Source organism: Affinundibacterium amnicola (genome assembly GCF_014284275.1).
GTDB lineage: Bacteria > Pseudomonadota > Gammaproteobacteria > Burkholderiales > Burkholderiaceae_D > Undibacterium > Undibacterium amnicola.
This window is the reverse complement of sequence record NZ_JACOFU010000010.1, coordinates 16,637-41,648: the sequence shown is the minus strand read 5'-3', so window position 1 is coordinate 41,648 and position 25,012 is coordinate 16,637. Positions and strand designations below refer to the sequence as shown.

The window sequence follows — 25,012 nt, the reverse complement described above, 5'->3', positions numbered from 1 at the left end:
ATGCATCATTTTGACAATTGGAATGATGCATCGCTGTGATTTTCCTGACGTGAATTGATCGTATCAGGTCGTTAATGGTTTGTAGCGAATACGTTTTGGTTTGGCACCTTCTTCACCCAAACGTTTCTTTTTATCCGCTTCGTATTCTTGGTAATTACCATCAAAGAACGTCACTTGAGAGTCGCCTTCAAACGCCAAGATATGCGTCGCGATACGATCTAAGAACCAGCGATCATGCGAGATCACCATTACGCTACCGGCGAATTCCAACAAGGCGTCTTCCAAGGCACGCAAAGTTTCTACGTCCAAATCATTCGACGGTTCATCTAGCAATAAGACATTACCGCCTTGCAGTAAAGTTTTTGCCAGATGCAAACGACCGCGCTCACCGCCTGATAAATTGCCGACGATTTTTTGTTGATCGCCACCTTTGAAATTGAAGCGACCAAGGTAGGCGCGTGACGGCATTTCGAAACGACCAACTGTCAAAATATCGGCGCCGTTCGCGACATCTTCAAACACTGTTTTCGTGTTGCCGAGGTCTTCACGGGATTGATCAACCAGTGAGATTTTTGCCGTCTGACCGAGCGCGACTTCACCGCTATCTGGCTGCTCTATGCCTTTGATCATTTTGAACAAAGTGGATTTACCCGCGCCGTTAGGGCCGATGATGCCGACGATAGCGCCTGGTGGAATCTTGAAGCTCAAGTTGTCGATCAACAGACGATCACCGAAGGATTTGCTGACGTTTTTAAATTCGATGACTTCATTACCTAAACGCTCTGCCACAGGGATGAAAATCTCCTGCGTTTCATTGCGTTTTTGGTATTCGTGCTCGCTCATCTCGTTGAAGCGTGCCAGACGTGCTTTACTCTTCGCCTGACGCGCTTTTGGATTTTGGCGTGACCATTCCAATTCTTTTTGCAAGGCGCGTTGACGGGCTGATTCTGTGGCTTCTTCTTGTTTTAAGCGTGCTTGCTTTTGATCTAACCAGGAAGAGTAATTACCTTTCCAAGGAATACCTGCGCCGCGATCAAGTTCCAAAATCCATTCTGCAGCATTATCCAAGAAATAGCGATCATGCGTAATCGCCACCACAGTGCCTGGGAAGCGCAGTAAAAATTGTTCTAACCAATCGACCGATTCTGCATCCAGATGGTTGGTTGGTTCATCAAGCAAGAGCATGTCAGGTTTGGATAGCAACAAACGGCATAAAGCGACACGACGTTTCTCACCACCGGATAAGACGGCAATCTTGGCATCCCAAGGTGGCAGACGCAAAGCATCGGCAGCCATTTCTAATTGCAATTCCACGTTGTCGCCAGCTGAGGTGGAGATGATAGCTTCCAAGCGCGCTTGTTCATTTGCCAGCGCATCAAAATCAGCATTTTCTTCGGCGTAAGCGGCATACACTAATTCTAGTTTTGCCTTGGCTTCAAACACTTCACCGAGCGCGCCTTCAACGGCTTCGCGTACGGTTTGTTCTGGATCAAGTTGTGGTTCCTGCGGTAAATAGCCGATGTTCAGATTCGGCATAGGCACGGCTTCACCTTGAATATCTTTATCGATACCCGCCATGATTTTTAATAGCGATGATTTGCCTGAACCATTCAAGCCCAACACACCAATTTTGGCGCCTGGGAAAAAGGACAGGGAAATATCTTTGAGGATTTGACGTTTAGGCGGCACGATTTTGCCGACCCGATTCATGGTATAGACGTAATTTGCCATTTTTGGGGTACTTTGAGAGGGAAATCAGAAGTCGCTAGGATACCTCAATCGCCTTGCTAATCGGCTTGAACCTAAGAAAAATAGTTAGTCTAGTGCCGATTCTTCATCATTCCAAGTTCGCAGAGTCTTTGGAATGTTATAAAATGTTACTTTTTTGTGCTTCTTGATGAATGCGGGTATGAATATATATATTTGATCGCATTAAATAGATACTCTGAGTTCTGAGTTCTGAGAAAAGCAAATGCATACCCTGCAAACTTCTCTTTAACAACTTTTAAGAGACCTCTGCACAATCTACGGCGCGACCGAATGTCGAATCTGTGATGGGAGTAAGCGATTCAGTACAAGTGCGCTGCTCGATCCAAGCTTCTAACGCTCACTACAATTGTGCAGAGCCCTCTTTAAACAAACGCAAATGTCCGTGATATTTTGCTTTATGTTGAGCTGGAAAGTCTTGCTATCAATTACCTATAAAGTTAAGATGTTCAGATCCTATTTTAAGATGCTTAGAAAACAAGCAAAATACTGCTATAGTTGATGTTTAAGCTGTTTGAATTGATTGTGCTTTCTCGCGTGTAGAAGTGAACTTGGCTGAGGTGTTGTGACAGCTTCGTGTTTTTTGTTCTTTTGTGTTCAGTACTTAGGCGTTTTTCTTTCATGTATTTTTTGGAATCTGTTCCTTAGATTGTGTTTATGGAATCAATCATTAAGCATTTGATGGAGATTACGGGTCATCGTGACCACGATCTTCTCAATATTTCCGTCATCTCTGCTTTAAGTGAACTTACTCACGCCTCGCGCGCACGTGTATTGGATATCCTGCAGGTTGGTGAAAAGGTCTTTGTGAAAGCACAGATCACCATCGATCACGGCAAACTTGCTGCCAGCGAAGAGCATCTTGTTCATCTGATCCCTGAAGTCCCAATTGAACAGTTTCCGCAACTCGCAGCTGGATTAAATCAACACCAAAATGTCATTGAGTATGTTGCTGAAAACGGCGACCGTAGCGTATGGCTGCCGATTTGGATGAATGAGAAAGTGAATGTTTGTCTGGAAATTTTCAATCCAGCTTCCTTTACCGACAACACCAAAGAAGTCATGAGTGGCATTTTGGTCGTGTACAGAAACTTCCAAAATCTGCTCGATTACAGCGAGCGTGATTCACTCACAGGCCTGTTGAACCGCAAAACTTTCGATGACAATTTCTCAAAGATTTTGCGCACTAGCGTGCAGAAGCAATTATCAGAAGAAGTTGAACAACCCGATGTAGAACGTCGTCGCGACGATAAAGAAAAACAGCATTGGCTGGCGGTTCTAGATATCGATCACTTTAAACGCGTTAATGATACCTTCGGTCATTTGTATGGTGATGAAGTGTTGATTCTAGTGGCGAACTTGATGCGCAGTTCTTTCCGTCCTAGTGATAAGTTATTCCGGTTTGGTGGTGAAGAGTTCGTTATTTTATTGCGCTCCACCACGAAAGAAGATGCGCATATGATTTTTGAGCGCTTCCGCGAAAATGTTGCACGCTATCCTTTCCCGCAGGTTGGCACCGTGACCATCAGTATTGGGTTTGCACATATCGATCCGTTTGAACCTGCGGTCGGTATTATTGGTCGTGCCGATCAGGCCTTGTACTACGCGAAAAGTAATGGGCGCAACCGGATTTGTCATTATGAAGATCTGGTGGAGTCAGGTATGTTACATATCGAGCATTCTCAAGATAGTGTGGAGTTTTTCTAGCCATAATTCGTGCTATCGTTGGTCATTTCTTAGCCGTTTCTCTTCATTTCTTCCTACTCCATGGAACTACGTCAACTACGCTATTTCGTCGCAATTGTTGATCATGGTTCTCTGTCTCGTGCAGCCCGTGTTTTGCATATCGTGCAGCCCGCTTTAACTCAGCAAGTTCAGCAATTAGAAGAAGAACTTGGTGCGAGCTTATTGCATCGTTCCGCGCAAGGCATGCAAGCTACCGATGCGGGTAAAATTTTTTATCAACATGCATTGGCGATATTAAAGCAAGTTGCTGATGCGAAGTCAGCGGTGAATCAATCCACCGATAAGCCTTCGGGTACGGTCGCTTTGGGCATTCCGCAAAGTGCGTCTGGCGCTTTGGCATTCCCGCTTCTGACCGCAGTACGCGCCGCATATCCTGATATCGTGTTTCAACTGACCGAAGAGCTGACAGGTAATCTCACTGAGCAGTTGGCCTCTGGGCGTTTGAATTTGGCGATTTTGTTTGATGATGGACAGCTTGGTAAATTCAATACCAAACCTTTAGTCGAAGAACAGATGATGTACATCACACGCGCTAACTCGCAATTTGCCTGCAAGCGTAAATCGATCAACTTGGATAAGGTACTACAAGCGCCATTAATTTTGCCCAGCATTCAACATGGCGTGCGACCACGTATCGAGCAAGTCGTGCGTGAGCAGGGAAGGCAAATTGAGAATGTGATTGATATTACGTCGATAGCGATTCTGAAATCGGCAATTTTGGCTGACATGGGGGCAACCATTTTACCGGTATCGCCTTTACTTGCAGAGATTGAGCGAGGTGAAATGCGTGCTTGTCCGATTAGTGATGTGCAACTATCGCGCACCGTCAGTTTATGTTCATCAAAAAATATTCCTTTAACCAACGCGGCGATGGCGGTTGAACGTCTGGTCTTGGATGTGAGCCGTGACTTATGCGCGAGTGGATCATGGTTGGGTACCAAGAGTCTGATGTAAGGCGTGAGCGCGAACAGCAGCGCATGAGCAATTTAAGCCTGGCAGGCGGCGCCATCTTGTTTTGGATTTTGATGGTAGTGGTGGCGGTACAGGATTATCAACGTGATGGCGGCCAAGACTGGTGGGAGCCAGTGGTGTGGGAAACCAGCTCGGCGTTAGTGGTCACATTGATTTTTTATTTGCAGTCATCGCTGTTGTTTGATCAGAAATTGCTACAAACACCGCGTTTGTGGTTTTCTCGAATTCTGCGTTATTTGCCACTAGTCTGTGTCAGCTTTGTCGTATTAACTTTTAGTTTGCGACACGCTGTATATGCTTTGTTAGAACGACGCTATTCACATGAGCCGTGGCTGGAAGTTTTCTTCTATGAGTCGGTTAAGCTCTCGATTTTCATGGGCTTATTTTACATGGTGATTTTTGGTATCCGTTCTTATCTTTTCTTATTGCGCGAGAAAGTCCGTGCTGAAAGAGCGACCCAATTGTTTCAACAAGCCCAGCTACAAAATTTGAATCAGCAATTGCAACCGCATTTTTTGTTTAATGCATTAAATACGGTTTCTTCATTGATGTACTCCGACTTGAAGGCCGCTGATATGGCTTTGAATCGACTTGCTGATTTACTTCGACATCAATTAGATTCTGGCGAACAAACCGAAACAACTGTGGCGCAAGAAATTGCTTTGTTGCGTGCTTATGCGGAACTCATGCAACTGCGCTTTGTTGATCGCGTTGCGCTTCGCTGGGAAATCGATTCGGCAGCACTAAATCGCAAAGTCCCTAGTCTGTGTTTACAACTCTTAGTGGAAAACACGTTTAAACATACGGTAGAGAAACGATCCGGCTTATGCACGATTACCATTGCGGTACAAGAGCGTGAAGGCAATGTGATCCTGTCAGTTGAGGATGACCTCGGTGTACTATCAACAAATTCCATGCAGCCTCAAGGTATTGGCTTAGATAACTTGCGCCAGCGTTTGGCGCTGATGAAAGATGTGCAGGCGAATTTGCACATCCAAAATCGTCCTCAAGGTGGCGTCCGAACCGAAATAATGATTACGGCGATAGCACAAAATGATGCCTGAACTTCGTGTCTTGATTGTTGATGATGAGCGACCCGCGCGCGATAAATTGCGCCGTTTATTGGCGACACAGTCTGATGTGACGTACGTTGCCGAGGCGCGTGATGGACTTGATGCTTTGGCCAAGTTAGCGCAAGAGAAATTTGATGTGCTGTTTTTGGATATACAGATGCCCGAACTGGACGGAGTCAGCCTGGCGCAGCAGCTACCAGCGTCTGCACCACTATTGGTATTTGTCACTGCCTTTGATCAATTTGCGATACAGGCTTTTGATGCAAACGCGATCGACTACTTACTCAAACCTTATGATGACGATAGATTTTTAAAAGCCATCACGAAGTTACGAAAAGCACGGCTGCAATACGATTCTCGCTCACCAGCTGAAGCAGTTGCGCCAATCGTGATACGCGAGCGCAATGCCGTCATCGTACTACCCGCACATGAGGTACATTGGGTAGAAGCGGCAGATAATTATGTTCTCTTACATACCTCAGCCAGCTCGCACATGTTACGCCAAACACTGGCAACGACTGCGCAAAGACTCGGCTCCGCGTTCGTTCGATGTCATCGTAGTTACTTGGTACGTCTCGACCAGATTACGCGTTTGGAAAATAACGGACGTGGTGATAGTGACTTATGTCTACAAAGCGGCGCGCGGGTTCCTTGCAGTCGACAATATCGTGACGACATCATGTTCGCTTTAGCGCAAAGCTAAAAACTCAAAATCGAGAATACTGCGCAATGCGCCTACTAAAAATTGATTTCATCACAATTTTGAATCGGCAGTCTTGATCCTACTCTACAGAAAAGTAACGAGACTATTTTTGTAAAAAAATGAGCGTTTTTTTGTTGAAAAATAGAGGCACGATTCATTACTGAACTGAAAAGAACCTCTGAAGAGAGAAGCAGGATTGGCAGAATCTTTAATAGTTCTTATGTCTACAGTAAATTAATTACCAATTGCGCGGTAAATTATTTATCTTCGCAACGGGTGTTCCATCAACCATAGTCCAATCCGTGTGCTTGCTCATGTTACGTAAAGCGTCATACTCGCGCCGTATTGATTCTAGTTTGAAGTCATTCATATCATGTAGTTGCCGTTTTAATGATTTTAGACGATTTTCGACTTCGGATTTGGCCAGCAATCCTTGTTGGAAAAGTACAGTTCTTGCAAGGTGTTTTGATTTTTCAATTTCTTCTGCGCGCATAATTTGATTCAAGTCCGTCGGTATGTAATTTCCACTCGCTAGTCCGTGCGTAATTGTTGCGACGTAATTGTTGTAGCACTCAAGAATCGAATCGATTTTTATCGCAGCTTCACAAGTTTGTTTTTCCCATTTCAGTGAGCCACCGTCGAATTGTGTTGTGTAAAAATTTAATTCATGCTGGCGCTTTTCTCGCTCCGCAAACATTTTCGTGAATTCTTGTGCTTTCGGATATCCTTGTGCCGCGGCCTTTGCTAACCAAATTTTTGCCGCAGCTGGATCCGTTGCTATGCCGTCGCCGTACCAAAACATTTTTTATGAATTCATGAGCAATACGCCATGCACCATCACGTCTGATGATGTGCTGAATCTCGTGATGTAACATTGCGAGGCACAAAGCTTGATTACTTTGTTCCAGTGCCCAAGAAGGCATGCAGATGACGCCATTTGGACAGACGAATGGACTGTTGAGATCGCGGCTGACGCGAAGACGTGCGATGTTATTTGAATGCGGTAAATACTTCGATAGCAGCTCATTGAGATCGCTTCGATTCACTACAGGCATCGCATTCGCCATGCGATTCAACTGTCGCACTGCGTGTAAAACTTTGAGGATAGAAAACACGCCATAGAGCAACCAAGTCAGAGTTAATGCACTAATGATGTTCTGTAAGTTTGCCGGTAAAGTAATGACTTTATTGTCAGAGTCTCGGGCAATATTTTCTGTAAATTGCGTATTGATAGTTGAATCATTCGGCAACGGGCGCGCTGTGATTGAACTTGCTTCCGATACGTGCTTATCTGAAATTGAAACTTCGCTCACATCTGGAAAAATCAAAATTATTTTTTATGTGTCTATTTACGCAATTTTTATAGATTCATGACCTGGCATCTGCCGTCATCACTTTTTGTGATACCCCTATTTTTATTCCGTATTTTCCAAACAACATAAGTCTCACTAAACTGTGAACACAGCAGATTTCAAAGGAAGTCGAGAAAGCGCTGCAGCGAATGGGTGTGGTCTCCATCCCAGAATTTCGAAAGCTTTCTTTGATGTCTCCGATTCAGATTTGCCTGATGCTAAGTGGAAACTTAGTCGAAGTTTTAAAACCTGATTTTCAAGCGCCGTTCATTTAAATAGTGGTGCGGATAATTAGGTTTTGAAAAACTTTAGATGGGAAAACCTCAGAATTGAGAGTAATGCTGTTTAGTTAAGCCGACATCGTCTTAGTGTCATCCCTGCGCAGGCAGGGATCCAGTGTCTTTAGGCTTTTACGCCGCTGGATTCCCGCCTCCGCGGGAATGACGAGATACAGACTAAGGTTTAGCCGAATGACCTTGCTGGAACTGTTAGGTTTTTCTTGGGTATCAGGCCTGAATTGAATTAAAATGGCTGCCATCTCAGCCGATGCAACTTGACCTTATGGCGATTACCTTCCCATAAGCTCAGAACAGACTTGTGTCTTACCGGACGCAGCCCAAGTTCTTTGCACACAAAAATCACAAATTTTTTGGAGCTCTACATGTCATCCGACACAGCAATGAAATCTGCTGGTCTGGTGGAAGCGTCTTCGCTTTCGTCCGCCTCAGCTATAGCATCAACTTCAGCAACATCCTCCGACGTCAACGCAATTAGCGCATTAGCGCCAGTTACTTTAGACGACAAATACACCTCGAACACCGGCACGATTTTCTTATCAGGCATTCAGGCATTAGTGCGCTTGCCTATGATACAAAGACAGCGTGATCTCGCCGCTGGCTTAAACACTGCCGGTTTCATTTCAGGCTATCGCGGCTCGCCGCTAGGAGGTTTGGATGAAACTCTGTGGAAAACCAAAAAACTTTTAGAACAACATCACGTTAAGTTCGTCCCCGGCGTGAATGAAGACCTCGCCGCCACCGCTGTGTGGGGCACACAAACTGTGGATCTGATAGGTCCCGCAAAATACGATGGCGTGTTTGGCTTGTGGTACGGCAAAGGTCCAGGCGTTGACCGCAGCGCTGATGTCTTCAAACACATGAATCATGCGGGTACATCAAAACACGGCGGTGTGATTTTGGTGGCGGGCGATGATCACGGCGCTTATTCTTCAACGCTGCCACATCAGTCTGATCATATTTTTTCTGCTTGCATGATCCCGATGTTGTATCCCGCCAATGTGCAGGAATATCTGGACTTGGGTTTGCATGCTTGGGCGATGTCGCGCTTCTCGGGTTGCGCTGTGGGTTTCAAAGCCTTGGCGGATACTGTTGAATCGACCTCTTCTGTTGATGCCGATCCTTTCCGTCTGAAAATCACAATTCCAGAAGATTTTGTGATGCCAGAAGGTGGTTTGAATACACGTCTCTCGCTCGATACGCTAGGCATACAAGCGCGTAAGCAAGAAGCCTTGATGCAGGATTACAAAATCTACGCGGCATTGGCTTATGCACGCGCGAATAAGCTCAATCATGTGACGATAGATAGCCCACATGCCAAACTCGGTATCGTTGCTTCCGGTAAATCTTATCTCGATGTTTTAGAAGCATTTGAAAATCTCGGTATTGATGAACAAATGGCGGCCGATATCGGCATACGTTTGTATAAAGTCTCCATGCCATGGCCACTCGAACCCGATGGCGTGCGTGAATTCGCGCAAGGTCTCGATGAGATTTTGGTGGTCGAAGAAAAACGCCAAATGGTCGAGTACCAACTCAAAGAACAACTGTACAACTGGCGCGATGATGTGCGTCCACGGGTGATTGGTAAGTTTGACGAAAAAGGTGAATGGGTGGCGCCGCGTGGTGAATGGTTGCTGACTTCGAAAGCGGATTTCTCCGTATCGCAAATTGCGCGTGTGATTTCTGCGCGTATCGCGAGATTCCACACAAGTGATTTGATCAAAGCACGTTTGGCATTCCTCGAAGCCAAAGACGAAGTACTGAACAAACAAGTCAATACGCCAGCGCGTCCCGCTTACTATTGTTCAGGTTGCCCGCACAATACTTCCACCAAAGTACCCGAAGGTAGTTTGGCCTTAGCAGGTATCGGTTGCCACGTGATGGCGACCGCGATCTATCCTGAGTTTAATAAGTTGACGACCCACATGGGCGGCGAAGGCGCACCGTGGATAGGGCAGGCAGCATTCTCGACCTTGCCACATGTTTTCCAAAATCTTGGCGATGGTACTTACTTCCATTCCGGCTATTTGGCGATACGCGCCGCGGTCGCCGCCAAGGTCAATATTACCTATAAAATTTTGTACAACGATGCAGTTGCGATGACAGGCGGTCAACCCGTCGATGGTACGATCAGCGTGCAAATGATGGCGCAACAAATGGCAGCCGAAGGCGTGAAGCGTATCGCTTTGGTGACCGAAGATCTCACACGCTACACAGATCGCAGCGGCCTACCAGCCATCATCACTTTGCACGATCGCAAAGACATGGATGCAGTACAACGTGAATTGCGTGAAATTGAAGGCGCGAGTGTTTTAATTTACGATCAAACCTGTGCAGCTGAAAAACGCCGTCGTCGTAAAAAAGGGCAATTCCCTGACCCGAATCAACGCATGTTTATCAACGAAGCCGTGTGCGAAGGTTGCGGTGATTGCGGTGTGCAATCGAACTGTACTTCCATCATGCCAGTGGAAACCGAATTCGGTCGCAAGCGCGCGATTGACCAGTCTTCGTGCAACAAAGATTACTCTTGCGTGAAGGGCTTCTGTCCAAGTTTTGTGACAGTCGAAGGCGGCAAGTTAGTGAAGTCTAAAACCGGTGTCACACAGAAAAATCAGGCCGATGATTTTGGCGATTTGCCACTACCAGTATTGCCTAGCTGCGATACTTCTTACAACATCTTGTTGAACGGTATCGGCGGCACAGGTGTGATCACTGTTGGTGCTTTACTCGGCATGGCTGCGCATCTCGAAGGCAAAGTCGCTTCCGTGTTGGATATGACCGGCATGTCGCAGAAAAATGGTTCAGTGACATCCCATATTCGTATCGTAGAAAAAGTCAGTAAACTGCGCGCGCAACGTATTCCGACAGGTGAAGCCGATTTGATTTTGGGCTGCGATATTTTGACCGCAGGCCAACATGATGCCATCTCTAAGATGCGTGCAGGTCGCACCCGCGCCGTGATCAACACGCATGAACAACCAACCGGACCATTCGCCAAAAATCCTGACTGGCAATTCCCTTTAGAATCGACTGAGCGTTTGATTTCTGATTCGGTAGGTGGCAATGTCGATTTCGTCAATGCGACAAAACTCGCGACGGCTTTAATGGGCGACTCGATCGCTACCAATTTATTCATCTTAGGATTTGCTTTCCAAAAAGGCGCGATCCCTTTATCTGAAGCAGCTTTGTTACGTGCGATTGAATTAAACGGTGTGGCAATTGATGCGAATAAAAAAGCCTTCTTGTGGGGACGCAGAGCCGCAGTCGATCTGGCACGCGTAGAGAAAATTGCAATCCCGGGTCAACCTGTTGTGATCCAGATGCCGCAAAGTTTAGACAGCATCATTAATCGTCGCGTTGCTTTCTTAACCGAGTACCAAGACGCAGCTTACGCCGCTCAATATCAAGACCTAGTAAGCAAAGTACGCGCAGTCGAAGAAAAAATCGGCGGCAATAAATTAGCAACGGCGGTAGCAAAATACGCTTACAAGCTGATGGCTTACAAAGACGAATACGAAGTCGCGCGTTTGTACACCAATGGTGACTTCACAGAAAAACTCAAACAGCAATTTGAAGGTGACTTCTCAGTTAAATTCAATCTCGCACCACCGCTGTTTGCCAAGAAAGATGGCCAAGGTCATTTGATCAAAGCGCAATATGGTTCCTGGATGTGGCAGGCGTTTAAGCTGCTGGCAAAATTCAAAGGCTTACGCGGCACTAAACTTGACGTATTTGGCTACACCGAAGAACGCAAACAAGAGCGCGCTTTGATCACCGACTATCGCGACACGATCTTGTCTTTGTTGGGTAAGTTAAACGCAGGCAATCTCGATCAAATCGTCGCGATTGCCAGCTTGCCAGAAAAAATCCGTGGCTTTGGCCATGTGAAAGAAAAGGCAATGCAGGCTTATCATTTTGAGAAAGCGGCTTTGATGAGTGCGCCAGGGAAGCAACACGCGGCTTGAAATTGAGTGCGTAGGGTGCGCCATGCGCACCGTTGTGTAATTATTCAACGAAAAGCGGTGCGCACGGCGCACCCTACGAAATTGCCAAAACCAACACAAAACCACAATTAATAAGTGACGCGAACGTAAACGTAAATCGAAACGTCATATAATCGAAAAAACACCCAAACCATGCCACAAGCATCTAAGGAATGAAAATGACTGATCTGTCAATTACTGAAAAACTCACCGAATACAAACCCGCCAATAAAGTCCGCTTCGTGACTGCAGCGTCCCTGTTCGACGGTCACGATGCCTCGATCAATATCATGCGTCGCATCTTGATGGCGAATGGTGCGGAAGTGATTCACTTGGGTCACAACCGTTCGGTAGAAGAAATCGTCACGGCAGCATTGCAAGAAGACGCGCAAGGCATCGCGATCTCCAGCTACCAAGGTGGGCACGTAGAGTATTTCAAATACATGATCGACTTGCTCAAGCAGCGTGGTGGCGAACATATCAAGGTATTCGGTGGTGGCGGTGGTGTGATCGTGCCAGAAGAAATCGCAGATTTACACGCCTACGGTGTGACGCGTATTTTCAGCCCGGAAGATGGTCAGCGCATGGGTCTGGTCGGTATGATTTTGGCGATGATCAAAGCCTGCGATATTGATTTTTCACCATTTGCCCCGACGACGCTGGATGTCTTGCAGCAAGGTGATTTAGCCGACAAACATCGCCCATTAGCGCAACTGATTACCGCTTTAGAAAACGATAGAGTCGATGCAGGTTTACGCGCCAACATTATCGAATCTGCGAAAACCATCAAGACGCCAGCCTTCGGTATCACTGGTACTGGCGGCGCAGGTAAATCTTCTTTAACTGACGAATTGATACGCCGCGTTCGCCTTGATCAAGATGATGAATTGAATATCGCCTTGATCTCGATTGATCCATCACGTCGTAAATCGGGTGGTGCTTTGTTAGGCGACCGTATTCGTATGAACGCGATCAATCCATGGAAAGGCAAAGTTAAAGTTTTCATGCGCTCTTTAGCGACACGTGAAGCTGGCTCAGAAATTTCGCAAGCTTTACCCGATGTCATCGCGGCTTGTAAAGTCGCAGGTTTTGATTTGGTGATTGTAGAAACATCAGGCATAGGTCAAGGCGATGCAGCGATCGTCCCGCATGTCGATTTGTCGATGTACGTGATGACGCCAGAATTTGGTGCAGCGTCACAGTTAGAAAAAATCGACATGCTCGATTTCGCGGACTTCGTCGCCATCAATAAATTTGATCGTAAAGGTGCACAAGACGCGCAACGCGATGTGGCGAAACAATATCAACGCAACCGCGAATTGTGGACTAAAAAGCCGGACGAAATGCCAGTGTATGGCACGCAAGCCTCACGTTTCAACGATGATGGCGTGACGGCTTTGTATCAAGGTATTTTGCCGGAACTCGTAGCGCGTGGTCTCAAAGCAAAACCAAGCAAACTCACACCAGTGAGCAGCAAAACCTCCAGCGCACAAAACGTGATTGTGCCACCAGCCCGTAGCCGTTATCTGGCAGAAATCGCCGACAGCGTACGTGCTTATCATAAGCACACTTACAAACAAGTCGGTATCGCACGCGAACGTCAGCAATTGCAGGCGACTAAGCAGATGTTGTTAGAATCCGTGTCGTCCCCGCGTAGGCGGGGACCCAGCGTCGTTGAAGTGGATAGTTCCGAGCTGGCTGAAAATACGCCACTGGATTCCCGCCTTCGCGGGAATGACATGTTCTTGGAAATTGATGATCTAATCGTAGACCGCGACAACAAGCTAGACGCAGAATCTAAAAAGCTGGTCGCGATGTGGCCAGATATGCAGAAGGCTTACGCTGGCGATGAATACGTCGTCAAAATCCGCGATAAAGAAATCCGTACCCGCCTCACACAAAAATCTTTATCCGGCACCACGATTCGTAAAGTCGCCTTGCCACGTTTTGAAGACCATGGCGAAATCCTGCGCTGGTTGATGTTAGAAAACGTCCCAGGCTCTTTCCCATTCACAGCTGGCGTGTTTGCCTTCAAGCGTGAAGGCGAAGACCCAACCCGTATGTTCGCTGGTGAAGGTGATCCTTACCGTACCAATCGTCGTTTCAAACTGGTATCGCAAGGCATGGATGCCAAGCGTTTATCGACAGCATTTGATTCCGTGACTTTGTACGGTGCAGACCCAGCTATCCGTCCTGATATCTACGGCAAGATTGGTAACTCTGGTGTATCCGTCGCGACTTTGGAAGACATGAAAGTCTTGTACGATGGTTTCGATTTATGCGATCCAGCGACCTCGGTTTCCATGACCATCAACGGCCCGGCACCAACGATTTTAGCCTTCTTCATGAACACGGCAATTGATCAGCAAATGGATAAATTCCGCGCTGATAATAAACGCGAACCAACTGCCGATGAAGCCGCCAAAATCCGCGCTTGGGTCTTGATGAATGTACGTGGCACGGTGCAAGCTGATATTCTGAAAGAAGACCAAGGTCAAAACACCTGCATCTTTTCAACTGAATTCTCACTCAAAGTGATGGGCGATATTCAAGAATATTTCGTGCATCACCAAGTACGTAATTTCTACTCCGTCTCGATCTCTGGCTACCATATTGCAGAAGCTGGCGCGAATCCGATTTCGCAACTCGCATTCACCTTGTCGAACGGCTTCACTTTCGTCGAAGCCTACCTTGCACGTGGTATGCACATCGACGATTTCGCCGCTAACTTGTCCTTCTTCTTCAGCAACGGCATGGACCCAGAATACACAGTTTTAGGTCGCGTCGCCCGCCGTATCTGGGCGGTATCCATGCGTGACAAATACGGCGCAAACGATCGTAGCCAAAAACTGAAATACCATATTCAAACCTCAGGCCGCAGCTTGCACGCACAAGAAATCGACTTCAATGATATCCGCACCACGCTGCAAGCCCTGATCGCAATCTACGATAACTGCAATAGCTTGCACACCAATGCTTACGACGAAGCGATCACCACACCGACGGATGAGTCTGTACGTCGTGCTTTGGCAATCCAATTGATCATCAACCGCGAATGGGGCTTAGCGAAAAACGAAAACCCTATCCAAGGTAGCTTCATCATTGAAGAACTCACCGACCTGGTAGAAGAAGCCGTGATGCAAGAATTCGAACGCATCGCAGAACGCGGCGGCGTTTTAGGTGCGATGGAAACCGGCTACCAACGTGGCAAGATTCAAGAAGAATCGATGCACTACGAGCACCTGAAACACGACGGCACACTACCGATCATCGGCGTCAACACCTTCCGCAATCCTAAGGGCGGAGAAGCACCACAGAAGATAGAACTCGCCCGTTCCACAGATGAGGAAAAGCAATCGCAACTCACGCGTTTGGCTGATTTCCATCAACGTCATGCCGATGTCGCACCACAAGCGCTAGCAGCATTGCAGCAAGCGGCGATTAATAATGAGAACGTGTTTGCGAAATTGATGGATGCAGCACGAGTTTGTTCGTTGGGGCAGATTACTACGGCTTTGTTTGAGGTTGGGGGGCAGTATCGTAGGAATATGTAGTTGCGTTATGCGTTAATGAAAACTATCTGACCGAGAACAGTACTAGATGATAGAAAAAGTGACTATTACTTTTCTGGGCTACTGAGAAAATATGTATAATTCAATAAATATTATACATATTCTCGGAGGTCTGAATGATTCGTAAACGTCGAAGGCTTATTGTGATGGCGATCTATTTTTCAATCGCCGCCGTACTTCAAGGTTGCTTACCATATTTTTCGGTCACCAAGTATCTTTCTACTTATGATGAGTGCGATTACTATCGTAATTTTCATCCTGTTGAGGTGAACATAATGAGGGTCACACAATATGCAATCAACAAGTGCTATAAGTCACAAATTGATGATTTATCTTTTGGTGTGACCTCGGAAAATTCGAATGATTACGTAAGAGGAGTGTGTTTATTAGAGCTTGCAATAATGAACGGAAAATTTGACGTAATGCAAGTCCTCATCAAGAACGGAGCTGTTCTAGAAAAATGTGGCGGTGACTTTAAACTACGTTTTTATCGTAACGCGCTTCGCTCAAAAAGCCCTGGTCAACTTCTGGAACTTTATCCAAATATAATGCTCTCTAAGGTCGAAATGCAAGACTTGTTAGTTGAGATATCTTATTCGAATTCAGACTCCATTCATTTTTTAATGAGACAAGGCGTCGATCCAAATTTCAAAGATCATCGAGGCGATACGCTACTTCACAGAATACTCAATACAAGCATTGGGTTTCATACTTTAATGTCGACTCAATACCTTTTGGAGTGGGGCGCAGATCCTAATGCGTTGAATATGTCAGGAAAGACAGTCTTTGAGAAAAGCAGGGGGAAATTTGAGACTCTTTTCAATTGGAGCGAGCTAAAGAGAATACTTCAGGAGACAAAACCGTTATACAAAATTACTCCCGAGGGGTAGGGCGAGCCGTGTAGCCATGTAGGGCGGGTGCAACCCGCGCTGTGAATCATTCCTAACGATTTATCGTTCAAATATTCGTTCAAGCTTTAAATTGCCATCGAGGCATTTTGAAAATTCTGGCGGCGCGGGTTGCACCCGCCCTACAAATTTAGTTTACGCTCACCGCAACGCCGCCGTAAGAAACGGAATCACTCGCGCGCTATACGCATCCGCAGCATCCCGATAAGCAAAGGTATGATCAACACCGGGCAAGATCATCAGCTCCGTTTTTGCCGCAGCACCGAAGGCGCGTTGTAGGCGTTCGCCATAATGTGGCGGGGTATAAATATCGGCGTCGCCGTGTATGAGTAGCACAGAGGGATTGCCTTTGACTAATGTAGCTTGGCGTTCTGGTCTGAGATTTTTTTCTAGCGATGGCCAGACGACTTGTGACATGCGAATTGCCGCATTGGCGACTGGATAGTGTTTCCAAAAATCGGGGAGGGTGGGGAAGGCGGCTTCTAACACGGCTGCTTGGTATGGACTCCCTTCGCGTGCCAATGAGCATAAACCCCAGGCTGCGCCGAATGATGCGCCTATGAGTCCGACGGGAAGTCGTGGTTGACGTTGCTGCGCCCAGATGCCCGCGGCGAGTATGTCTGCGGGATAGTCGAAAGACTTGGCTTGGCTTTCACCGAAGCCGTTTGCATCGAAGACCAGTACGTTAAAACCCGCTTGGCGGAATAACTCGGCGTGACCATAGCGCAACCAAAATCCTTTGGCTGCCTTGCCCATGGGATGCGCTAGTACTAGGGTGGCGTTTGCGTTGCCCGCATCTCCAGTTTCGCTTGCCGCCGCACCCCATAAGCCTTGTAGATGCGCACCATTGCCGCTTTGAAAGCTGACGCGTTCCCAGTCTGATTGTTTACTATTGCTTGGCCAAACCCACGGCACTTCAAATCGTCCGAAGAAGGGTTTGCGTAGAATTTTGTGCGAAAGGCTCATGGGATTTTCTTTATCGGCGGGGTAGCAACATCGTCGTCGGTACTCGATCTAAGATGCAACTACTGATGATAGTCAAATCAGAAATTTGCTGCAAAGAGCAAGCGTTCTAATCCAATAAAATGTATATCTAGAGTTACCAAGGGCGCGGCTTGCACCCTCTCTACTCCGTGCAAGCCCCGATGTGCCGTGAAATTCACGCGTAGTTAGGTTTATTCCTCCAGCATTAGATCAACTTCAATATTGCCACGGGTCGCATTCGAATAAGGGCAAACTTCGTGAGCTTTTGCGATAATCCCTTCAGCAACGCTACGATCTAGACCAGGTAAAGAGACGCTTAACTTTACTTTAAGGCCGAATCCGCCTTGACCATTCGGGCCGATGCCCACTTCACCAGTGACTGAAGTATCTGCAGGTAGAGCTTGTTTGGCCGCTCCCGCAACAAATTTCATTGCGCCGATAAAACACGCTGAGTAACCTGCCGCGAAAAGTTGTTCGGGATTGGTGCCTTCACCACCCGCGCCGCCTAATTCTTTCGGTGTACTTAAATTGACACTTAATTTTTGATCGTCAGTATTGGCGCGACCATCGCGACCACCGGTTGCTGTTGCGCGGGCTGTATAAAGAACTTGCATGATGAACTCCTTAGTTTATTGATTTAGCGGATAGATTGATTTCATGTCATCGAATAAATCACATGGAATGAAATTTTCATTGGCCGTGGCGTTGATGTCATTACGGCTTGAGTTGAATAATATCGCACAATTTAATTGTGTACAATTTAAATTTGAAATTGAATTTTTATCGATTCGATAGTCAATCTCAATCGCTACTGTGCTTGGCTATTGTTCAGTACTTAATTTTTGCTAGTTGCTGGTGAACGATGTTGATCGTTGTTGATTGGGAACTGATCACGATTGACTGCGACCAGCCCTTGTTGTGAATGGCTTTGGTTTCTTTGCCGAGGAAAAATTACTCCTCTAAATTACTCCTCTAAATTGCGACGAAGCGCGTCGCGTAATTGCTGCAAGTCAGATCGCAGGGCGGATAATTGATTGGCATCTTGACCACTCGCGCAGAGTATTTGGCGCGGTATCTTCTCCGCTTGTTGTTTCAGCTTACGACCATGTTGGCTTAGTTGTATGCGTACTTGTCGTTCATCGTCGACATCGCGTTGGCGCGAAATGAATTGTGCCGCTTCTAAGCGCTTCAGTAAAGGCGTCAGTGTTCCCGAATCCAGAAAAAGTGCTTCGCCGATTTCTTTTACCAAAATATTGTCTTGCTTCCATAGCACTAGCATCACCAAATACTGTGGGTAGGTTAGACCTAGCTCATCTAACAATGGCTTGTAGGTTTTGGTCATTGCTAATGATGCCGAGTACAAAGCAAAGCAAAATTGTTTATCAAGCGCCAGATAGTCTTCGAGGTTATCGGATTTCTTTTTCATAAGATCTCTTTCATGTTGTGTACATTATGGTGATCTGCATCCAATTTATCAATCTTTAGCATGCTTTCATTGCCGGAAATTGATCGACCACCGCGATCACATCATGTACTGATACGCAGCCGAAACCATCCTGTTAGTGACATCCGGTTGCGAGTCGCGGGTAATACTTCATGTAGCATTTCTGCGGATAGAAATACCACCAAACGGCAAGCCAGCGGTGCAATATCGTGCGTAGCGAGATTGTGAGGATGCAATCTCAATGCACCACCTTGGCCCGCTAGCCAATCGTCGTTGAGGTAAATCACCACCGAGACAGTGCGTGCATCGTGATGATGGAAACGATCTAAGTGCTTGCTATAAAACGCCCCGGTCTCATAAAAAGAGAAATGGCTTTCGTAGTCTTCTAATCCTAAGTATAAGGTCTGATTCAGCGTTAAGCGTAACTGTTCCATCATCAACAAATAGGCGTCGCAGGCGCGTGATTGGCCGCTGTGTAACCACCCGATCTGATCGCTACGAATGTTGGTATGCAGGCTTCTTTGCTGGCCTTGTCCAATTGTGGCAGGTTTGAGCTGATCGCTGAGGTGCAATTGCAAGCACTCTTCGGCTAAGCTGTGGTTCAGCTCGCTGCTTAAAAATAAATTGTGTTGAAACCACCCATGATCGCGGAGGTCAGCACAAAGTTTGGCATTGAATACTTCATTAAAGGAATCACCATTAAAGGTAGCATTTGTAACGTTCATTGGTTCTGGAATCTGAATCTTCATGGGTGCTTTCGTGCTTAAGCATTGACGGCATCGTAATCAGCCAGAAGATCAGATGAATGCGAGAAATAGGGATGAAATCGGCGAGCAGCAATGGCTGAAAGAGCTAACCTTATTGGTTAAGCGCTTCAATGTACGCTATTTATGCACGAGGTGCTTGCCTGTCTTGTCTAAAGAAAGTGGTTCGCTCTTCTATCGCAACGCGTACTCATTGAAAAAATGTGTGGTACTTGGAGTTTGAATTGTGGCATGGTACCGTATCGTCATGAAAGCTGTCCGGTGCGCACAGTAAGCTAGAAGTGCTCAGATCCAATTTGATCGCATCGGATATCTCGTCATTTAAAAAAATACCTCAGAAAATTTCACTTTGAATATCCACACATTTATACGCAACTCAGTGATACACGGGATATTGATATTCGTGGTGTTTGCTGGACTATCGTTTTTGTACCCAGAGACTCAGGCCGGTTTTCTTGCTGCCGTTGTATTAAGTGCCTTATCGAGTTGGATTCATCCATGTCCATTCCAATTGGGATTCGGTGCTTTGATCGCTTTGATCAAGCTTAGCCTAATTAGCTTCTTTTTGATCGAAGGGAGCGCTGCAATCATTGCTTTACCTTTGGTCTCCCTAGTGTTTGCAACGGCCATGTTTTCTGGGATATTGGCGGCGAGAATATTACGTTTTTTGATAGCTCGGTAGTCGTTGAAACGATGAGCGAGTTGTTTTAAATATGTGGGCTAAAACCTCAGTTGCTCGTAGCGACTAGCGTCTGTGAGTCAACCAACTCTATCAGTGCATCGTTGCGTGAGCTGATCTCGCCAGTTTTTAGGTCAACACGTCCAAGTTAAAGCCCTGCAAAAATTTGATCTAATATCGAGGCCATCATGCGCGTGCACTCTTCTATTCCGCTATCCATTCTATGCTTAGTGATCTTGTGCACAACATCTTCTGCACAGGCCTTGGCGTTTCGTTGTAATTCTTATGTGATCGACGTTGGAATGCATAAGATGGATGTCATGAACAAATGTGGCAACCCAGCAATGGCAGATCGTAGAATTGAGCGTCGTCGTTTTGGTGCTCATCAACATAACATCGCCGGCACGCCGCCAACATTCGTACAAAACACCCAAGTGCACATAAATCGCGGTGCGATTGAATACCAACGTGAAATCGAAATTCAAGTTGAAGAATGGGTGTACAACTTTGGCCCACAACGATTCATGCAATTACTGATATTTGAAGATGGACGATTAAAGCAAATTCAGGATTTAGCTTATGGGAAATGAAGCCTGAATCGCGGCCTCTTTGTCAGCTTGTAAGTAGTTAGGCTTTTTTACCCACTCTTCGAATTTGTTGTGCTGATATTCGCTTGATCTTTGCGACTTTCAACAAAAATTCGTTTAAAGATGCAAAAGGGTTGGCAATTGTTTATTTAGTATCTACCTACTTCTTAAGTGTTTAAATACATTCAATTCATGAGGAGATGACATCGTATTAAATCATGGGTGATTGTGTGATGATTGGTCTCCAGACAAGATGGCAGATCGTTTGCACAACAAAAAACAGTGATTTCAGACAATTTTTTTGTGGAAATTGCTAGAAACATGCGCTTCACCTTTAGAATCAGAAGATTACAAGCAAAAATGTGGCTTTGATCATAATACCAGTGCACTTTTACACCATGGTAAAACGTGGACTGGTTTCTTCTGATTGCCGATAAAGAATGACTAAAGCACTTCTAACGAATCTGCAATTTAAGATCTTGATGCTGACACTGGTTTTGGTGTTTGGTGTGCTGGATTTTTGGGCGAGTAGTTATTGGCAACGCAGTGCTGCGCCAAATATCGCGGCGGAACTTGGTGTTACTTTTTCTGCGCCAGATCGCCAATATCGTTTGCCGATTGAGCATCTAAAACCAGATTCTCCCTTGTATAAAGCGGGTGCCCGGGTCGGTGATCACCTTGTGTTTGATCATATCGGCGATGAATCTCGCTTATTGGCGATGGATGATCAGATCAGTTTGCGGTGGTATCGAGCCAATGAGCCGACTGATCGTGGACAGCATTTGCTCGTACAGCCTATTCCTAAAAATTTACGCCATGCTGAAATCTGGCTGGCGATTACGCTGACTCAATTTGCGACCACATTTATTGCGTTGTTTATTATTAGTATGTTGGTCTGGCAGCATACCAACAGCGTTCCGATGCGCGTCTTGGCAATTGCGATGCTGGCCATTATCCCAGATACTTTTATTCCATATTTACCCGGTGGTGCACTTCAGGATTTCTTGACGCTGTATGTATTCCCGATCGAGCTATTTGTTGGCTATGTTTTCTTTACCTATTTTTGTCTGATCTTTCCAGAGAGCCGACCACATTGGCGTTTGCGTTCAGTTCGTCTGTTGTTTTACGCCTATGTGGTGTGCTTTGCCAGTTATATTTTCTGCCATATTTTCTTGAAGCTAGGCATGCTTCCTTGGGAGCTTAGGGAATGGTTGAATTTGCGATTGTGGCGACGCGCACTCGCGATTACCTCGGTTATTTTTTCATTGGGCGCTTTGGTAATCTCGTGGCGGGTGAGTAGCGGCATTACTCGTCAGCGTTTGGCGTGGATAGGTTTTTGCATGGGCAATATCTATGCGATTTACTTATTTCATAATCTGTTCCGCATCGTTGATGAAGAGCTGGCGCTGGCTTATGTTGAATCGTTTAATTCTTCTATTATTTTTCTGGCGTATGGCGGTCTCGGTTACGCTTTATTGCGTAATCGGCTGTTTGATTTTAGTTTTGCGCTGAACCGTTTTAGCGTGTACGGCTTATTGACACTTGGCCTGCTGGCTTGTCTCGCCCTGATGCAGCTCTTAATCGCGCCTTATTTGGTGCTCGATATGCGTTGGAAGACGCTATTGTTTGATGTGATTTGTGGCTCAGTCTTGTTGGCGCTTTACAAACCTTGGCGCGAATTTGCCGAACGCTTAGTCCGTACTTGGTTGTATCCAAAATGGCGAGCTCAGCAAGAAGCTTTGCAAATTGCTGTCGCGAATGCGGCGGATATGCAAGGTCAGGATCAATTGGTGGAACATTACATCGGTGCGTTCAACGCCTACACAGGTGGCGCACAAAGTGCAATTTATACTTATCATGAAGGTTTCTGCAGAAAAATCGGGGGCGATTTTCTTGCCGCTCCAGATAAAGTTTATGCATTAGGTGGCGATCTGGCGCGGATTTTGAGATCGCGATTACCCTTATCTTTGTTCGATGTCGCAGGCGAAAATTCCTTGGTAGTGCCATTTACTCATCGCGGCAATTTAACGGGCATGCTGTTGGTTGGCGGTAAGCCAGATTTTAATCAATATCGCCCGGATGAAGTTCGTACTATCACCGAAACTGCCGCCTTATTAGATCAGGATTTACAGGCAGAAGCGCAGCGTTCACATCAACGTATGTTGGCCGAAAAAATGGCAGCAGAGTTGCATGCACGCGAGGCTGCGGAACTAGCGAATCAGGCGAAGAGTTCTTTCTTAGCGACGATGAGTCATGAAATTCGCACGCCGATGAATGCGATTATTGGTTTGGCGTATTTATCTTTACGAACCGAATTGAGCGCAAGGCAAAGAGATTATCTGAATAAAATTCACGATGCTGGTAATGCACTGTTAGGCATCATCAATAGCATTTTAGATTTTTCAAAAATTGAAGCAGGAAAAATGGAGGTCGATTTTAATCCGTTTTCGCTTGATGATGTGATTGGTCATGTCACTACCGTGACGGCACAGAAAGCCCATGAAAAAGGATTATTGTTAAGGTTTGATGTCGCAGACAATGTGCCACGTTTTTTAGTTGGCGATGCTTTGCGATTGGGGCAAGTGTTGGTGAATTTGGTCAATAATGCGATTAAATTTACAGAACGCGGTGAAGTCTGTTTGTCTGTGACCTTGCGACATACTGACGGTAGGGAGTTAGGGCGTAATTTAGAACTAGACTTTGCGGTCAAAGACACTGGTATTGGCATGACTGAAGATCAGGTCAGACGCTTGTTTTCAGCATTCACGCAAGCAGATAGCTCCACTAGTCGTAAATTTGGCGGCACTGGTTTGGGGCTATCGATTTCGCATCAATTAGTGGAATTATTGGGTGGCAAGATCACTGCGCAAAGTGAATTCGGCGTGGGTTCTTGCTTTCAATTTAGCCTGCCGTTTGAGGTGTGTAGTGCGACTACCTTATCGCAATTGGGGACAAGTATCTCAAGTGTGCAACACCAATATACGGCTACGTTGATTTTGTTGGTTGAAGATAATGAAATCAATCAGCAAATCGCTGTCGAGTTATTAGCCACTGTAGGGATTCAGGTAGAAGTAGCTGCGAGTGGACACGATGCGCTCTATCGTCTCGAACAAACCGATGCGCAACGCTTCGATTTAATTCTGATGGACTTGGAAATGCCAGGTATGGATGGGCACCAGGCGACACAACTTATCCGGCAACAACCCGCGTTTAACGCCGTTCCTATCATCGCGATGACAGCTCATGCGATGGCCGATGTACGGCAACGTTGTATGGATGAAGGTATGCAAGATTTTCTGGCAAAGCCAGTGCAACCGGGGGCCTTGTTTTCAACTTTGGCACGCTGGTTAGAACATAAGATTAGCCCGGTTGTTCATCCTGATCGCAGTTATTCATCCGATGCTTTAGAGATTGCGTCGGTACAGCAAGCGCCGACTGCCTACCTGAGTTATGCAGATTTAGCTGAGCGTTTTGACTTTCATCGTTTGACGCAGATTGATAGTCATCTGGGCTTAAGTCTGATGATGGGGAAACGTGATTTGTATCTCAAAGTGTTGACGCGCTTTTGTGAAGGGCAAGCAAATACCGGACAACAGTTGCAGCAGGCACTGGCGGCAGAGGATTTTACGCAGGCACATTTAGTCGTGCATACCCTCAAGGGCTTGGCCGGCAGCATAGGCGCACAACAAGTGCAGGCAGATGCGGTGCAATTGGAAATCGCTTTACAACTAGCGCAACAAGAACACGATGTTGGCAATCGATGCCATTTGCTAGGGGAAAAATTGGACAGCTCTTTGCGTCAGTTGTTGACTGAGTTGAAGCTGCAATTGCCAACTGGGTTTCAGCCATCGGTTATGGCAAATACAGTGATGCAGCTAGATGATCAGGATGCGCGCTCCAAGTTGGATCAATTAAGTCTATTACTGAGCGACTTTAGTGGCGACTGTCCGCAATATTTCGAAGAGCATCGGGCATTGTTGTTGCAGATTTTGGATGAAGTATCACTGGCGAAAATAGAACAATACATTGAACAGTATGCCTATGACGATGCCTTGTTTGTTATTCGTGAGGCAAATTGAAACAGAACTATCACTTTTATTGATAGCGTAATTGTGGAATTGTATTTCCCAAAAATCCGAGCCGCGGTTAAACTCAGACTAGCTGTTTGAACTTCGGCTC

The 25,012-nt window shown here is 46.2% G+C and carries 15 protein-coding genes; 9 read left to right on the top strand and 6 right to left on the bottom strand.

What is annotated here, in order from left to right; genetic code table 11:
* Window positions 1–63 precede the first annotated feature (63 nt).
* Window positions 64–1,731, bottom strand: coding sequence for an energy-dependent translational throttle protein EttA (gene ettA, locus H8K33_RS18100; RefSeq protein ID WP_186892474.1), 1,668 nt, complete (start codon window positions 1,729–1,731; stop codon window positions 64–66).
* Window positions 1,732–2,424: 693 nt separating this feature from the next.
* Between ettA and H8K33_RS18095 the strand changes: the two genes are divergently transcribed.
* From H8K33_RS18095 to H8K33_RS18080, 4 genes are read left to right on the top strand one after another with little or no spacing between them, the layout of a single operon-like run.
* Window positions 2,425–3,474, top strand: coding sequence for a GGDEF domain-containing protein (locus tag H8K33_RS18095; protein ID WP_186892473.1), 1,050 nt, complete (start codon window positions 2,425–2,427; stop codon window positions 3,472–3,474).
* Between the two features lie 60 nt (window positions 3,475–3,534).
* Entirely contained in the window at window positions 3,535–4,467 is a 933-nt protein-coding gene (locus H8K33_RS18090; protein WP_186892472.1) for a LysR substrate-binding domain-containing protein, read from the top strand.
* Window positions 4,425–5,549 (top strand): sensor histidine kinase, encoded by a 1,125-nt coding sequence (locus tag H8K33_RS18085; protein ID WP_186892471.1) that lies wholly within the window; start codon window positions 4,425–4,427, stop codon window positions 5,547–5,549. Before H8K33_RS18090 ends, H8K33_RS18085 begins: the two co-directional genes overlap by 43 nt.
* A complete protein-coding gene (locus tag H8K33_RS18080; RefSeq protein WP_246443717.1) occupies window positions 5,539–6,261 on the top strand; it encodes a LytR/AlgR family response regulator transcription factor in 723 nt (240 codons plus the stop codon). Before H8K33_RS18085 ends, H8K33_RS18080 begins: the two co-directional genes overlap by 11 nt.
* A gap of 238 nt (window positions 6,262–6,499) precedes the next feature.
* On the opposite strand, the gene H8K33_RS19775 is transcribed toward H8K33_RS18080, so the two are convergent.
* Complete coding sequence (locus tag H8K33_RS19775; protein ID WP_222613492.1) at window positions 6,500–7,063, bottom strand: hypothetical protein; 564 nt, start codon at window positions 7,061–7,063, stop codon at window positions 6,500–6,502.
* 1,211 nt (window positions 7,064–8,274) lie between these two features.
* Here H8K33_RS19775 and H8K33_RS18065 point away from each other — a divergent pair.
* The 3 genes from H8K33_RS18065 (at window position 8,275) to H8K33_RS18055 (ending at window position 16,357) form a co-directional block, all read left to right on the top strand.
* Window positions 8,275–11,877: an indolepyruvate ferredoxin oxidoreductase family protein gene (locus H8K33_RS18065; RefSeq protein ID WP_186892467.1), complete on the top strand. Its 3,603-nt coding sequence runs from the start codon at window positions 8,275–8,277 to the stop codon at window positions 11,875–11,877.
* Window positions 11,878–12,074: 197 nt separating this feature from the next.
* Window positions 12,075–15,449, top strand: a complete 3,375-nt coding sequence (locus tag H8K33_RS18060; RefSeq protein ID WP_186892466.1) for a methylmalonyl-CoA mutase family protein — start codon at window positions 12,075–12,077, stop codon at window positions 15,447–15,449.
* Window positions 15,450–15,583: 134 nt separating this feature from the next.
* Window positions 15,584–16,357 (top strand): hypothetical protein, encoded by a 774-nt coding sequence (locus H8K33_RS18055; RefSeq protein WP_186892465.1) that lies wholly within the window; start codon window positions 15,584–15,586, stop codon window positions 16,355–16,357.
* Between the two features lie 159 nt (window positions 16,358–16,516).
* Here H8K33_RS18055 and H8K33_RS18050 read toward each other — a convergent pair whose 3' ends face one another.
* The 4 genes from H8K33_RS18050 to H8K33_RS18035 all read right to left on the bottom strand — a co-directional run bounded on the left by H8K33_RS18050 (window position 16,517) and on the right by H8K33_RS18035 (window position 19,552).
* On the bottom strand, window positions 16,517–17,341 hold the full coding sequence (locus H8K33_RS18050; RefSeq protein ID WP_186892464.1) for an alpha/beta hydrolase: 825 nt from the start codon (window positions 17,339–17,341) through the stop codon (window positions 16,517–16,519).
* A 209-nt stretch (window positions 17,342–17,550) separates the two neighbouring features.
* The gene (locus tag H8K33_RS18045; RefSeq protein WP_186892463.1) at window positions 17,551–17,973 is read right to left on the bottom strand and encodes an organic hydroperoxide resistance protein; all 423 of its coding nucleotides are present in this window, start codon (window positions 17,971–17,973) and stop codon (window positions 17,551–17,553) included.
* Window positions 17,974–18,323: 350 nt separating this feature from the next.
* Entirely contained in the window at window positions 18,324–18,785 is a 462-nt protein-coding gene (locus H8K33_RS18040) for a MarR family winged helix-turn-helix transcriptional regulator (RefSeq protein WP_186892462.1), read from the bottom strand.
* Between the two features lie 101 nt (window positions 18,786–18,886).
* Window positions 18,887–19,552 (bottom strand): 2OG-Fe(II) oxygenase, encoded by a 666-nt coding sequence (locus H8K33_RS18035; protein WP_246443714.1) that lies wholly within the window; start codon window positions 19,550–19,552, stop codon window positions 18,887–18,889.
* A gap of 882 nt (window positions 19,553–20,434) precedes the next feature.
* Between H8K33_RS18035 and H8K33_RS18030 the strand changes: the two genes are divergently transcribed.
* Window positions 20,435–20,836 carry a DUF2845 domain-containing protein gene (locus tag H8K33_RS18030; protein WP_186892461.1) on the top strand — a complete coding sequence of 134 codons (402 nt, stop codon included), beginning with the start codon at window positions 20,435–20,437 and terminating at the stop codon, window positions 20,834–20,836.
* Window positions 20,837–21,273: 437 nt separating this feature from the next.
* Entirely contained in the window at window positions 21,274–24,912 is a 3,639-nt protein-coding gene (locus H8K33_RS18025; protein ID WP_186892460.1) for an ATP-binding protein, read from the top strand.
* The last annotated feature ends 100 nt before the right edge of the window (window positions 24,913–25,012 follow it).

What these genes read in the sequence shown, in the direction of transcription:
- ettA (WP_186892474.1), bottom strand. Translation starts at nt 1,731, where the DNA reads ATGGCAAATTACGTCTATACCATGAATCGGGTCGGCAAAATCGTGCCG.
- H8K33_RS18095 (WP_186892473.1), top strand. Translation starts at nt 2,425, where the DNA reads ATGGAATCAATCATTAAGCATTTGATGGAGATTACGGGTCATCGTGAC.
- H8K33_RS18090 (WP_186892472.1), top strand. Translation starts at nt 3,535, where the DNA reads ATGGAACTACGTCAACTACGCTATTTCGTCGCAATTGTTGATCATGGT.
- H8K33_RS18085 (WP_186892471.1), top strand. Translation starts at nt 4,425, where the DNA reads ATGCGCGAGTGGATCATGGTTGGGTACCAAGAGTCTGATGTAAGGCGT.
- H8K33_RS18080 (WP_246443717.1), top strand. Translation starts at nt 5,539, where the DNA reads ATGATGCCTGAACTTCGTGTCTTGATTGTTGATGATGAGCGACCCGCG.
- H8K33_RS19775 (WP_222613492.1), bottom strand. Translation starts at nt 7,063, where the DNA reads ATGTTTTGGTACGGCGACGGCATAGCAACGGATCCAGCTGCGGCAAAA.
- H8K33_RS18065 (WP_186892467.1), top strand. Translation starts at nt 8,275, where the DNA reads ATGTCATCCGACACAGCAATGAAATCTGCTGGTCTGGTGGAAGCGTCT.
- H8K33_RS18060 (WP_186892466.1), top strand. Translation starts at nt 12,075, where the DNA reads ATGACTGATCTGTCAATTACTGAAAAACTCACCGAATACAAACCCGCC.
- H8K33_RS18055 (WP_186892465.1), top strand. Translation starts at nt 15,584, where the DNA reads ATGATTCGTAAACGTCGAAGGCTTATTGTGATGGCGATCTATTTTTCA.
- H8K33_RS18050 (WP_186892464.1), bottom strand. Translation starts at nt 17,341, where the DNA reads ATGAGCCTTTCGCACAAAATTCTACGCAAACCCTTCTTCGGACGATTT.
- H8K33_RS18045 (WP_186892463.1), bottom strand. Translation starts at nt 17,973, where the DNA reads ATGCAAGTTCTTTATACAGCCCGCGCAACAGCAACCGGTGGTCGCGAT.
- H8K33_RS18040 (WP_186892462.1), bottom strand. Translation starts at nt 18,785, where the DNA reads ATGAAAAAGAAATCCGATAACCTCGAAGACTATCTGGCGCTTGATAAA.
- H8K33_RS18035 (WP_246443714.1), bottom strand. Translation starts at nt 19,552, where the DNA reads ATGAAGATTCAGATTCCAGAACCAATGAACGTTACAAATGCTACCTTT.
- H8K33_RS18030 (WP_186892461.1), top strand. Translation starts at nt 20,435, where the DNA reads ATGCGCGTGCACTCTTCTATTCCGCTATCCATTCTATGCTTAGTGATC.
- H8K33_RS18025 (WP_186892460.1), top strand. Translation starts at nt 21,274, where the DNA reads ATGACTAAAGCACTTCTAACGAATCTGCAATTTAAGATCTTGATGCTG.